We start from the raw sequence: 14,325 nt of genomic DNA on the forward strand, positions 1-14,325 counted from the left end.
TCGAGCGTGATCACTTAGCTATTATCTTTTATCCAAATATTTTTGGACAATCTGACTTGTCTTTTGCGCAAAGTGGGGACGACTTACATCACTATGTATTGTTCCTGTTAGTTTGTAACACTTTACTTTTTGTGCAAGTTCTCGAAATCGTTTTTCGGCATCATTTCCTTTTTCTTTTTCGGAACGAATATAAATAATCTCCCCTTCGTAGTTTTGTGGATCGTACTTGTCGCGAATAATGCGCATTTGATTGCGCATTTTTTTACGTAAAACCCTATTTGGATCTATTAACTTTTTAATTTTACGTTTAAGACTCATCGAGTGTTGCATTTTTTTGAGTTTGCGTATCACAAATACAGTATCTAAAGAAATCAAACGTTTTAAGAAGACAATACTCTTTTGTATTCGTTTTTTAGGAGTACGTTTTTTAGCTTCGTGCTGCTGGCGTGATTTGTAATTTTTCATACCTGGAATATTAATAGAATCCATAATAAAAACTAGCTGTACTTGTTCTCCATTTTGCTTAATTTGTCTTGCGAGTTCATATGCGACAAGGCCTCCCATACACATACCCCCTATAATATATGGACCATTTGCCTGGACACTTTTAATCTTGCTGTAGTGATAATAAGCTGTTTGTTCGATACTTGTCTCTGAAGATAATTCATCTGTACGAATAGTGTACACAGTTCTCTTGCCTTCAAAATACTTGGCCAAATAATTATAACAAATAGGATCGGCCTTCGCAGCGTGAACCATAAAAATTGGATTCCCCGAAACCTCAGTGTTCATAGGAATGACTTGCTGTTGTAAAGAAAAATCGACAGATATTATCGCTTTAGTAAGCTGCGCAATTGTTGGATGTGTTAGTAAAACGGAAAGTGGTAAATCTTGATGGCTTTTATTCCTTACACGTTCAAGATTACGAATTTTTTCCATCAGAGTAATAGCTAATAACGAATGACCACCAATATTGAAAAAATTATCATTTACAGACACGCTTTTTAGTTGTAAAACTTCGCACCAGATTGTTGCCAATTGTTTTTCTAGTAATGAAGACGGCGCGACAAACTGTGAATTGGTCATTAACTCTTTTATATAATACCCAGTGATGTCAGGTCTCTTTGATACAATTACTTGCGGATGATTGAGCTGAGGCAGCGTGAATATAGCTTTGATACCTTGCTCATTAGAAATTCCATTCTTCGCGTCGCGACAAATAAGCTCGACAATGTCTTGCGTTATATTATTTGCAATAGGAGTAGGTAATTCTCGCCAGACATCCCAGTTAATCGAGGTTACACACAAATTATTTGTAGAGTATTTGCAAGAAACTGTGTCAAGGTAGGCATTTGTGGCAGCATAACCAGCTTGACAATAACGACCTAAAATAGAACTTAGTGAAGAAAACAAGAAAACGAAAGAAGGTGTTCTTGTCTGAAAAATATCAATAAGAAGTTGAGAACTTTCCGTTTTAAAGATACTGATGTCTTCGATAATATTTTTCGAATTTAGTAAATTAAAACGTTGTCTAGTCCCCGCACAGTGCATAACACCGTGAATATCACCTAATTGACGTTCGATTTTTTCTATAGTTTCTTGTACTTGCTCCGGTTCGCTGAGAGAAGTTTCAAAAATAGCAACTTGGGCTCCGAGTTGTTTTATTTTGTCAAATGTTTGCTGAGTTTGTTCGGAGATATTATTTTTAGATCTTGTGGTGATGGCAATTTTGACTTTAGCTTTTTTGGCTAGAGAAAGTGCAAGATGAGAACCAATGTTACCAGAACCACCAGTGATGAGATAAACTTGATCATCTTTTATGGAAATCTCATTAGCTGGTAGATGTTGATACACACAAATGTAACGCTGATTATCAATATAGGTAACATTTGTCTCTGGTAAATTATGCTGCAGCTCGCGCAAAATATTTTCACAAAATGCTTTGTCTTGGAGATCAATACAAGCATAGCGTACTCCTGGATATTCGTGTGGTAAAACGCGAGAAGCTCCCACAATAAGTGCATTTTCGGGTACTAAATTTTTTCTGTCATTTGCAGGAAAAACGTTGCGACAAAGAATGGCTATTTGCATTGTTGGTAAGTACGTTTCAAAGGCTTTAACAAATTTTGCAAAAAATTCAAAACTTTGATGTCCATAGATAATGTTCTTAAAATCAAATTGTTCTTTTTCAAGATAACTAATCAGTTTTTGATAGTGGTCGTGAGAGTCAAAGTCTATAGAAATATTATTTTTATTGATAGAAAAATCTGTAGCTTCGCGAACTATAATAATCGAAGGTTTTTTTAAAACCGTGTTATTGTCAGCAAAAAGTAAGTATGTGCTATTATTATTTAGTGGAGCTAGTTTTTCAGAGACTTTCCATTTTGGTATATAAAGAAAACGCTGGTCTTTGTCTAGCTCTTCAAGAGCAAGGTAATCTATTTTTCCGCTATTTGTCGTTGGCAGTTTCGAGATGGTGAATGTTTTTTGAGGAATCATATATTCAGGCAACAAAGGCTGCAAATGTTCTAGAATATTTTCGTGCTCAAGATTAGTATCACTAACAAGATATGCTTTGAGCATATCATCTAAAAAGATAACCGCAGCATCGCAAACTTGTGGATGCTTGCGCAAAGCAGTTTCGATTTCGAGTGTATCGACGCGATAACCGCGAATTTTAACAACTGCATCTGCCCGCGAAACTATTTCAAGTTGTTGTTCACTATTATAGCGCCCGCGATCTCCTGCTTTGTATAAATTTCCTCTGTTAAATGGATTCGGAACAAACTTTAAAGCCGTATTTATTGGGTCCATATAGTAGTTACGAGCGATTTCTGGGCTTTCAATATATATGTCACCAACAACTCCCTGAGGAACAGGTTGCAAATAAACATCAAGAACATATATTTTACTTGCTCCTACCGCGCGTCCCACAGGAATGCTTTGAGGATAACCATCAATTTGTGGAGGCACTTCATATAATGTAACTCCAGCAGTGGTTTCCGTTTGGCCATAAATATTCAAAAACCGTACTCGCGGTATCAATTCTCGCCAAGTTTTGACCGTGTCTAAGGAAAGTTTTTCTCCGGAAGTAGCAATTTGACGAATATTGCGAAAGTTATATTTACTAGTAGATGAAAGTAAAACTTGTGCACATGTTTTACAATACGAAGGTACAAGATCTACTACGGATACTTTGTGCTTGGCAATTTCGTCGAATAAAACCAAAGGATCACCCATTGTGCTTGTCTCAACAACTAATAGTTTTGCACCTTGAATTAGAGGTGTAAATATTTGCCGCAAAGCAGCAATAAATGAAAAAGAAGCTGTTAGTATACAAACATCTTTACTCGTAATGCAGAGTGATGCTGCTGTCGTTTGCACTTTCGATGCAATATTACGGTGAGTAATAACAACGCCATTCGCCGCGCCTGTTGAACCAGAGGTGTAAATGATAAATGCTGCTTGAGTATTTTGTATTTGCCGCTTCTGCATTTTAGTTTCTTGATAATTGATACAATCTTGAATTGCTATAGTTTGTTTATGATTAAATTGTTGCCGAATTTTTTTATTGCAAAGAATAACTTGGGCTTGTTCAATAACTTTTTGGGCTTTTTCTGTAAGAAAATCTGGATTGAGGGGTATACATGTTCCGCCACTTCTCAATATACCATACATCGCAACAATCGTATCAACAGAGTAGTCATTTAGAATAACTACAAGACTTTCACTCTCTACTCCTATATTTTGTAGCGCTGAGCATACATTACTAGATAATACATCTAGCTGCGAGTAGGTGTATTGTTTGTTTTTACTTGAAAGTGCTATTTTTTTGGGTACTTTTGACACGACTTTTTGTAACAAGGTATTGATATTTTCCTGCTTGTATTGCAAATTTTTAAAAATGTTAGGAGAAATAAGTTCATTTTCTTCTAACATTTTTAGCCGCCGCACTTTTTGACGAGGGTTAACTATAATTGTTTTTAACAACTGTATAAAGTGTTTGGTCATACGCTCAATAGTTGCTTTACTAAATAAATCTGTACTGTAATCAAAGCGAAAATGCATTTTTTCTTGTAAGTGTACGTACAGACTTATGTCAAATTTAGTGGTGTCTTCATTTTGTGGTAGTCTTGTGGTGACTAAATCGCAAAATTGCTCTTCATTGTTGGTGGTATTATGATTTTCAACTAAGTTAAACATAGTTTGGAAAATTGGGTGACGACTCATATCGCGCATAGGGTTCACTTCTTCGACTAGCTTTTCAAAAGGATAATCTTGGTGGGCGTATGCTTCAAGACACTTTTGTTTTACTTCTTGTAGAAATTCAATCCATGACATAGATGATACTTGAATACGTACAGGCAAAATATTAACAAAAAAACCAATGAGGTTTTCTGTTTGCAACTGCGAACGATTTGATATGGGAATACCAATTACTATATGTTGTTGATTACTATAACGATGGAGTAAAATGCTATATGCTGCGAATAGCAACATAAAAAGCGTAGTGTTTTGCTCTAGAGCTAAGGACTTTAGTTGACTAGTTATCTGCGTAGTAACAGTGACTTTATAACTAGCTCCGCAGTGGTTTTGGTATTTGGGGCGTCTGTAGTCTGTAGTTAACTGCAAAGGCGGAGGGCATGTAGAAAACTGGCGGCTCCAATATTCTTTCTGAGGTTGCATATCTTGTTGCCGTTGCCACAAACAAAAGTCTCCATACTGGATCTTTAACGGTAAAAGGCCGTGCGGCTTCTGATGTTTATAACTGTTGTATAGTTTAGCCAATTCTTGCCATAGAACAATCTTTGACCAGTGGTCACTAATAATGTGGTGCATAGCTAAACAAAATATAAATTTTTCTTGAGCGATGCGTATTAACTTGATGCGTACTAAAGGAAACTCGGTGAGGATGAAAGGCGTTTTTAAAGTTTTATTCATTTCCTGAGCTAGCTGCGCTTTATTCTCTGCATTAATCTCAACAAATACCAAAGGAATAGTTTTGTCTTTTATCTTTTGATAAATATTTCCGCTAATGTCTTTATCCAAATAGATGCGCAGCGCCGACTGCCTCTTAATCAGTGAGGCCACTGCTTTCTCAAAACAGTGAATATCTAAATTGCCGCATATGTCGATAACAAAAGATGTATTGTAAAATAAACTTTGCGGCTCTAAACAGTGTAAAAACCATAAGCGTTGTTGAGAACATGATAGAGGATATATTGTTTTGTTTGCTGCAATGATGGGTGACAAACGCGTGTGGTGTTCGTTAATATATCCAGCAAAACCTTTTAAGGTTGGTGCTTCAAAAATACTGCGTACAGAAATATCAAGACCCAGTATTTCTTTTATTTGGCTGATGATGCGTAACGCGAGTAACGAATTTCCCCCTAATAAAAAGAAATCATCTTCCCTCATTACATTTTCGATAACTAGAACTTTTTGCCAAATATCAGCAATAATTTCTTCTAATTTTCCTAATGGTTTTGTTGTATCTTGAGGAGAGTTTTTGACTTCAGGGAGTGCGCGGCGATTTATTTTCCCATTCGATGCTAAAGGAATTTCAACTAACTTAACAAAAAAATTGGGAATCATCACTATTGGAATTTTGTCACTGAGATAATCGCGAATTGCTTGCATGGTTCCTTCAAAAACAACATAGGCAACTAAATACGTTTTGAGTTGTTGCTTTTTAGCAATAACAACACAATCTTTTACTTTGGGATACAAGCGAATAGCATTCGCGACATATGTCGTCGATACTTTTTGCCCAAGAATTTTAACAATGCTATCTTTGCGTCCTATTGAATAGAGACAACCATCTTTATCAAAATAACCGTGGTCTCCTGTATAATAGATTCTCTGGTTTCCCTTAACAACAAAACATTTGTCTGTTAATTTTGAATTTTGCCAATATCCCATCGACATAGATTTATTGACAACGGCAATTTCTCCCTCAACACCTGGCGCAACAGGCTGGCGATTTTCATCGACGATTTGTATGGAAACCCCTCGTAATGGAAATCCTAAAGGCTGTTGATAATTGTGAAAAGAACTTTCTTCTTTAGCAAAGAAAAATGCCATTCCTGGCGTTTCTGTAGCGCTATATGAAATAATAAACTGACTTTGCGGTGTAAAATGTTTTTTGTATGCGGTAAAGTGGTGAAAGTGTACACCTTCTCCACCAAGACGCACCAAACGAATTTTGTTAAAAATCTTATTTGTTGTTAGCGACTGCGTAAAATGCAAAAATACCGTAGGAACACAGTGTAAAATAGTAATCTGTTGTTGCTCTAGCCAACCATTGAGTTCTTCTAAGCTACGATTTGCAATATCAAAAAGATGAACGCTAGCACCATTGAGTAGAAAAACCAAACTATTAGTTATTCCCGACGCATATGAAAAGTGCGAAAAAACTGTTCCGCGATCCTGTCCTGTTATCTTCATGGTGTCGCCGTATTTTTTTATGTGGTATAGAATATTGGCGTGGCTGTCAACAACACCTTTGGCATTCCCTGTTGAACCAGATGTGTATGTGATATAACAACAATCGGCTTCTTTTATTTTTACTTTAAGAACTTCAGAACAATTTGTATTCGCCAATTCTACGTCAATAAAGTCAATATTTTTTTCTAAAAAGTAGTTGTTGTATTTACTTTGCGTCAAGATGATTTTTATGTTTGTAGAATGTAAAATTTTTCGATGTTTTTGTTCTTTATCACTAGGATTTAAAACAACGCATGCTTTGCCACTTTTAAAAATAGCGATGACAGCAACAAGGCTATAAACGCAGTGATCAAGATAAGTGGCAACAAACGAACCACTTGTTTTACATAGTTCGTGAGCAATACTATTTGCTAAACTATTTACTTGGGTATAAGTCAAGTTGAGTTTCGCATCTTGAACAGCTATTTTTTGCGGATATTTTTGAACTTGCTCTTCAAAAAGTGCGACAAGATTCTTGGATTCTTTAACAAAATTCATATTTTCGTTCGTTTCTTGCAGTATCAATATATCTCAAAGTTGAGTAGGGCTCCATCAATATTCGTTCCATGTGAATTATTTTATTTAATAAAAAAAAATTTGCTATATAATATTTTTTTTATAGCTTGTAAAGGAGTCAAAATTGCAATTACACACATCTAAAAAAACGGTAGACCTTAATTTTCCACTACTAGTAAAAACATTACAACCAGCAGCACACGCACCATACGCACCACCACACGTGTTTCCAATGTCTGCTCCTACATTTTCCAAAGCAGTACAAGCACCAAGGCCAAAAATATTGGGTTTAACAGGTGTCTATATCCACATACCTTTTTGTCGGTATGCCTGCAATTTTTGTTTTTACGTGAAGCAAATTGGTGCCACTCGTGCAAAGATGGAAAACTATGTTCAGGCTCTAAAACGAGAAATCGAAGATCACCTGCCAATAGACACTCTACTAAACCAAGTTTTTATTGGAGGAGGAACACCAACAGCTCTCCCTCCTGATTTACTAGATGAAGTTTTAACTGCTATTTTTTCGCGCACCGATCGCAGCCAAGAGTCTTCTCACACTGTAGAGTGTTCTCCTGAAACTCTTACTGATGAACATATCAATATTTTCAAAAAACATGGCATTCATCGCGTCAGTATGGGAATTCAAACTTTTCAAGACAAAGTTCTTGATAATGTTCATCGTCGCCACAGTGGTGAACAAGCATTGTTAGCATGTAAAAAATTAACAAGTAGTGGCCTTATGGTTAACATAGACTTGATTTATGGTTTACCAGGACAAACTCATGAAGATTTTCGTAATGACTTTGAGTTACTTGCACAATTAAAAGTGAATTGTGTAAATGCATATAGCTTAAGAGTCAACGAATCGACACCTGTATTGGCAGTTTTAGAACAACAAGAACGACTAGAATTAGAGCAACTTCTCAAATGGCGCGCATTTGTAGAACGCACGGCGGTAGAGCTTGGCTATGAACAGCGCCATTGGCAACGCTTTATGTTACCATCTACAAATTTTGAGCTTAACCTTACTAGTAACAATTTAATTGGTTTTGGAGCTAGTGCTCGTTCTTTTATTGATAATACTGTATACCGTAATCATCCACAAATAAAAGAGTACATGTCTCGCGCTGAGAATCATATTAGTGCCGTAGAAGAAATTTTTGAGTTAGGTGTTGAACATCAAAAAACATATTTTATTACACGTAGCCTTGGAGCAGGTAAACCTCTAAACTATAAAGAATACCACCAGAGTTTTGACAGAATATTCAAAGAAGACTACGAAGATGTTTGTCAGAGGCTCCTAAAAGCAGACTTAATTTTCGAAAATAACAATACACTTGAAATGACAGATGCAGGAAAATTAGTTTATGATCTCGTCACTTTGGCATTTTATCCACCGCAATTGCAAAAGTGGTTGGAACAAAAACACGCAGAAGCACTTGTTCGCCGCCAGCCTATTAATAAAAAATAATACTAAATAGTAAAGGATCTATAGTGATAAGAAGAACAATTGATCGATTATTTACTCCTATTGCTAGACAACTAGAGCACGAACCTAAGAAACCTGGAAAAATGTCAAAACTAGGTATTAACAACACCATGCGTTTGGCAAAATGGTACAACACTAGATTATATGGAAAATACCTAAAGCATCGTCGAAAACAATATCAACACAACTTCATGGAACTTCTAAATGAAAATGGAAAAATAAAAGAGCCTGCTCTAAAAATGAACGATGGATGGGTTATTGACACATCGTTATCTCTACCTTATTTGCAAGATCTACTAGACGAAGCAGATAAAATTATTAAAGAGCGTGGACGTAAAATAGAACGCAATAATAGTTACCGTGCTTTTTTTCGTAATATTATTAGTGTCGAGGATCTATCAACATACCCTTCATTTTTAAATTTTATTCTGTCGTCGCAAGTGTTAGCTACGGCGTGTAATTATCTAGGTTTTATTCCATGTATGCCAAAAGATCGCCCTATTGGCGTCCGTTTTGCCGCTTCGAGCACATCGTTCGACGAATCGGCACATCTTCCTCCACGTGATAGTCAATTATTTCACATCGATCCTTATTGCACGCGAGAAGTCTATGTTATCGTACTTTTACACGATATTCGCGCAGACCAAGGACCATTTTGCTTTTTTCCCGAAAGCTTATCGCAAAAAGCAGCGAAAAAATTAGGTTACTGGACACGAAGACTTCCTTACCGTTTGAGCGATGAATTAGTATATTCTATTCTTGATAAAAAAGATCGCCAGGATTTTGTATATCCTAAGGGAAGTGTATTGTTCATTGATCCAAGTAAGTGTTTTCACTACGGTAGTCGCAATACTCAAGAGACTCGTTACCAACTTATGTATGCTTTGGCAAATCCTTGCCGCACTGATTTTAGCGAAACAGTAGGCCCCAAAGATTTTGATTTTCCAATAAAAGATAGCGATTCGCGTCTGAGAAAAATGGTTTTAGATAAAAATTTTATGATCTAGGAGTATTATTTTGCAACCACAGCGTTTTTCACAAAGTATCTACACCGATAATAAATCTCCTGAAAATTATTCAATAGGTGTTTTAAAAGGCGAAGGTGTCGGTTCTCATATTATCGATTGTTCATTAAAGTTGCTTTTGTATTTACCGCAAAATTTTGATATTAGTTATGGTGGAGCAATTGGCAAACTTTCTGAAAAAGAATGTGGAGAATCACTAACCAAAGAGGTTATTGATTTTTGCCAGAATGTATTCTCCAAGGAAGGTGCAATTCTCGCAGGTCCAGGAGGAAGTCGATTTGTTTATGAACTGCGACGCGAATTTGATTTATTTTGTAAAGTCGTTCCGCTAAAGTTTTACCCTGAAATATACCATGCCAATCGCTTAAAAGAAAATTTTGCAGCAGGAACATCAATTACTTTATTGCGCGAAAATGCTTCGGGAATCTATCAAGGACAAGAAAGCTTAGATCGATCTAAAAAAGACGAAGTCTGGCAAATGACTTTTTCTTACAAAAAAAGCGAAGTGGAGAAAATTTTAACCGTTGCAGCTAAAATTGCCCAGAATTCACGCAAAAAAATGCTAGTTATTGTTAAAGATGGTGGACTATGCGAGTTTAGCAAATTTTGGCGAAAAATAGCACAACAAACTGCGGAAGAATACCACGTCGAATGCGAATTTGCCAATATAGACTATGCCACATACTACATGATTCACTATGCTCAAAGCTTAGATGTGATTGTTGCTTCCAATTTATTTGGAGATATTCTTGCTGATTTAGGCAGTGTAATTATGGGCGGACGAGGAATTTCATTTTCGGGAAACTTTTCGCAACACAAAGCAGCTGTTTATCAAACAAATCATGGGTCTGCATATGACTTACAAGGGCAAAATAAAGCCAACCCTGTAGGACAGTTTTATTCACTTGCAATGTTACTACGCGAAAGTTTTCATTTAGATAAAGAAGCTTTCTTTATAGAGGAAGCAGTTCGTCGTTCTTGGGAACAAGGTACTTGGACTTTTGATGTTGCCCCGCATGATAGTTCTTTTGTTACCACAGATAAAATGACTGAAAGTGTATCTAGGAATCTACAAAAAATTGTAGAGGAACATAAATGAATGTAGCGCTATGTATTATTGATATGCAGCACGATTTTTTGCATAACACTTTCCCTCACAAACAACAAATAGTCGATAATATAGAAAACCTATTAAAATTATTTCGTGACACTTCGCATCCAATTATTCACGTAAGAACATCTGTTTCGCGAGATAAAGATCAACGCATGCCACATTGGAAAGAACAACAAAAATGGATGTGCGAAATAGAAACCCCAGGACACACATTCGCTATTTCTACAAGGCCGCAAGAACAGGTTGTCGACAAAGTTTTTTTTAGCGCTTTTAGTGCGCCATTGTTTTGCGATAAACTAAAAATTTATGACACAGTTGTCATCGCTGGTGTTCACACGCACAGCTGCATTCGCGCAACAGCTATCGAAGCCTATGAACGTGGCTATAATACTTATATTGCCGAAGAGGCCATCGCGAGCTACGACCCTGTCCATGCCGCAATTACTCATGAATATTTAAATACGAGATCCATGCGTTTTGTTTCGCACCAAGAAATAGCAAGTATTTTGCAAAAAAATTCCAATGTAAACCACAATACAGATCATGTGCCTGTCGCTTACATTGGACAACAAAAAATAGAGTGCGAAACACATACCAAGTACATTCATTACTCTCCTACAGAAAGCGATCAAAAACTTTACGCTGTACCTATTGCGATTAATGAGGTCAAACTTGCAACTCAACAATGCAAAGATGCACAATATTCATGGAGAACTAATCGTTTGAGGGTAGAAGCTTTGCGCAACTTTGTCGATTTATATACTAAAGAGATCGATACTCTAACGCGAATGATGGTTGACGATGTAGGCAAGCCTATTTCTTCGGCAAAAGTTGAGGCGAAGCGAAGTGTAGACCTGATGCTTGCTGCTCTAGAAAACGACACATCATATAAAGAGTGTAGTAATAGAACCAAGATCCGCTATTGCCCACTTGGAACAGTGGCAATTATCACTCCGTGGAATAATCCGGTGGGAATTCCTCTAGGCAAAATTATACCTGCTCTTTTCTACGGAAATACTGTCGTGTGGAAACCATCTCCTCAAGGAACACGTATTGCTTATCACATTATGGATATTTTTCGCCGTAGTAAGATTCCTAACAATGTTATTAATATAATCTCAGGTGACCACACAACTTCGCGCGAAATTATATTAGATGAAAATATTGATGCACTAACGATTTCAGGATCTGTTGCTACAGGTCATACAGTACGTGCACTTTGCGCAATGCGTGGTATTCCTCTGCAAGCAGAACTCGGGGGCAATAACGCTACAATTGTATGGCAAGACTCATGCAACGAAGAAATTGCGGCGAAAATCGTCGCCGCAGCTTTTGATTTTGCTGGGCAACGATGTACTGCAACAAGTCGCGTTATTGTTTTGGAAAACAACTATGAGCACTTTTATTCTTTATTGAAATCGCAAACGAAAAAATTAAATTTCGGTTTACCACATCAACAAAATACACAAATCGGACCAATGATTTCGCAAAAAGCGCAAAAAGCAATTGAGAGTGTTATTAAAAGAGCAGAAACTAAGGAAATATGGCAACTACCTTACAACAAACAACAACTAAAAAGTGGTGCCTACTTCCCACCAACAATCGTATGTTGCGAAAATTCTCAATGTGAAATTGTACAACAAGAAAATTTTGCTCCAGTACTTGTTGTACAAAAAGCCCAAGATTGGAAACATGCGATTCAGTTGTGTAACGAGGTACCACAAGGGCTTGCCGCCGCTCTATTTTGTTCGCAACAAAACTTGCAACAACAATTTTTAGAATCTGTTCAAGCAGGCATGCTAAAAATAAATTGTCCGACGACAGATGTTGAGTGCCATACACCATTCGCTGGTTGGAAAAGCTCGGCAATTGGTCCTCCTGAACATGGAGAAGGCAATCGCGAGTTTTATACTAAACGCCAATCCATTTATTATTGAATAGTTTTCTGGAAAGATTCAACTTATTTAAAATTGAGTTGAATCTTTCCTTCTTGTGTTATCAAATAAATTTTCTTCTCTTTCTTCAATAACATCGTCTTCAATGAAAGTGCGTTTTTTTGTTGACGTTTTTTCGGTACTTATTTCGCTAAAAAAATATCCAACTGATACCAATGTAAAAACAATCATGTAAGGCAAACTATAACCAATCGAAATTTTTCCGAGAAGAAGTAATAACGAGAGAGCCATAACAATAACAATATATTTTTTTTGGTCTTTTTGCGATTTTTCTTTGTAATTTGCAATAGCACTTTTTCTTCTACTATTTTTCACTTTGTTTCTTTCTTAAAATAAATTGTTTGCCACACCCTTGTTCATTTCACCTTCCTAAGAAGGCCCAGCTCCAGGGCAAATATCTTTCACTAATACCGTTCCTTCGGCAGTACCATCACTTTTGTACAATTCCCAACCTAGTTTTTTTGTCCAAGCTTTAAATAAAAGCGTTCCGCCAACATTAAACATATTTTTTGGATTTGAATTATTGAATTGTCCTTCAAATATATCTTTGAGAAAAATAGTCCCTTGTTTTGTTCCTGAGCTTTTATGAATTTCTGATCCGTGTATGCCGTCATTTGCGCGAAAAAACACATCGCCATTTACATTTGTAAGTGAATAAGGTCGTGCGCTTTCTATGCCTGGATAGATATCTTTGACCATCCTTGTTCCTTTGGCTGTTCCATCTGTGCGATACAATTCCGTACCATGAACACCGTCGCGCGCGGTAAAATACAATGTATTTCCAATTAGTTTAAAATAATTAGGATAGGAATTTTTACTTCCAGGATAAATATCAACAACAGTATATGTGCCTTGCGCTGTTCCATCGCTAGTATAGAGCTCTGCACCGCTAATGAGATCATTGGCGCGAAAGAATAGTTTACCGTTCATATTCGTCAATTGATCAGGATATACATCCCAGTTATTCCCAGGAGTAATATCTTTGACCATCACTGTTCCTTCAGCAGTGCCATCACTTTTATACAATTCTCTTCCACGAATACCATCTCGCGCTGTAAAATAAAGCGTACCATTCACATTAGTAAGTGATCTCGGTTCCGCGTGATCTTGTCCAGTAAAAATATCTTTCACCAAAACCGTTCCTTCCGCAGTTCCATCACTTTTAAAAAGTTCTGTACCGTGTAAACCATCTTGGGCGCGAAAAAACAGCGTACCATTGACATTTGTTAGCATAGAAGGAGAAGCATGTCCACTGTGAAAGATATCTTTCACTATATAAGTGCCTTCTGTTGTTCCATCGCTACGGTATAATTCAGTGCCATATTCACCATCAGCCGAAAAATACAAAAGGCCATTAACGCTGGCAAAAGAACGTGGAAGAGATCTCTTTTCACCAGGGAAAATATCTTTCACCATATAAGTGCCTTCTGTTGTTCCGTCGCTACGATATAATTCATAGCCATGAATTCCATCGTCGGCTCGAAAAAACAAAATGTCCTTTATGTTGATAAAAAGTTCTGGTTTTGAGCTAGTGCCTTCGCCAATATTTTTTACAAGTACAGTTCCTTCTGTGGTTCCGTCACTTTTATACAGCTCATAACCATGAACTCCATCGTTCGCTGAAAAATACAATGTACTGCCAATAGTCGCTCCATAAAATTGTTCGTAACCGCGCTCATTTTCTTGAGATGTAGCAAAAGAAAGAATGAGTAAAAAAAAACATAGTCTCATAGTAGCCTC

The 14,325-nt window shown here is 36.8% G+C and carries 7 protein-coding genes; 4 read left to right on the top strand and 3 right to left on the bottom strand.

Features of this window, described 5'->3' with window-relative positions; all coding sequences use genetic code 11:
• Window positions 1–21: 21 nt before the first annotated feature.
• Window positions 22–6,984: an SDR family NAD(P)-dependent oxidoreductase gene (locus UABHE_RS03880; RefSeq protein ID WP_372368914.1), complete on the bottom strand. Its 6,963-nt coding sequence runs from the start codon at window positions 6,982–6,984 to the stop codon at window positions 22–24.
• Between the two features lie 142 nt (window positions 6,985–7,126).
• Between UABHE_RS03880 and UABHE_RS03885 the strand changes: the two genes are divergently transcribed.
• From UABHE_RS03885 to UABHE_RS03900, 4 genes are read left to right on the top strand one after another with little or no spacing between them, the layout of a single operon-like run.
• Window positions 7,127–8,473: a coproporphyrinogen-III oxidase family protein gene (locus tag UABHE_RS03885; RefSeq protein WP_372368915.1), complete on the top strand. Its 1,347-nt coding sequence runs from the start codon at window positions 7,127–7,129 to the stop codon at window positions 8,471–8,473.
• 23 nt (window positions 8,474–8,496) lie between these two features.
• Window positions 8,497–9,498, top strand: a complete 1,002-nt coding sequence (locus tag UABHE_RS03890) for a hypothetical protein (RefSeq protein WP_372368916.1) — start codon at window positions 8,497–8,499, stop codon at window positions 9,496–9,498.
• A 10-nt stretch (window positions 9,499–9,508) separates the two neighbouring features.
• Window positions 9,509–10,615 (top strand): isocitrate/isopropylmalate family dehydrogenase, encoded by a 1,107-nt coding sequence (locus UABHE_RS03895; RefSeq protein ID WP_372368917.1) that lies wholly within the window; start codon window positions 9,509–9,511, stop codon window positions 10,613–10,615.
• Window positions 10,612–12,567, top strand: coding sequence for an aldehyde dehydrogenase family protein (locus UABHE_RS03900; RefSeq protein WP_372368918.1), 1,956 nt, complete (start codon window positions 10,612–10,614; stop codon window positions 12,565–12,567). The genes UABHE_RS03895 and UABHE_RS03900 overlap by 4 nt, the downstream gene beginning before the upstream one ends.
• A gap of 27 nt (window positions 12,568–12,594) precedes the next feature.
• Here UABHE_RS03900 and UABHE_RS03905 read toward each other — a convergent pair whose 3' ends face one another.
• The gene (locus UABHE_RS03905; RefSeq protein WP_372368919.1) at window positions 12,595–12,900 is read right to left on the bottom strand and encodes a hypothetical protein; all 306 of its coding nucleotides are present in this window, start codon (window positions 12,898–12,900) and stop codon (window positions 12,595–12,597) included.
• 54 nt (window positions 12,901–12,954) lie between these two features.
• Complete coding sequence (locus tag UABHE_RS03910; RefSeq protein ID WP_372368920.1) at window positions 12,955–14,316, bottom strand: ELWxxDGT repeat protein; 1,362 nt, start codon at window positions 14,314–14,316, stop codon at window positions 12,955–12,957.
• Window positions 14,317–14,325: the final 9 nt, after the last annotated feature.

It is taken from the genome of Candidatus Uabimicrobium helgolandensis (assembly GCF_041508025.1).
GTDB lineage: Bacteria > Planctomycetota > Uabimicrobiia > Uabimicrobiales > Uabimicrobiaceae > Uabimicrobium > Uabimicrobium helgolandensis.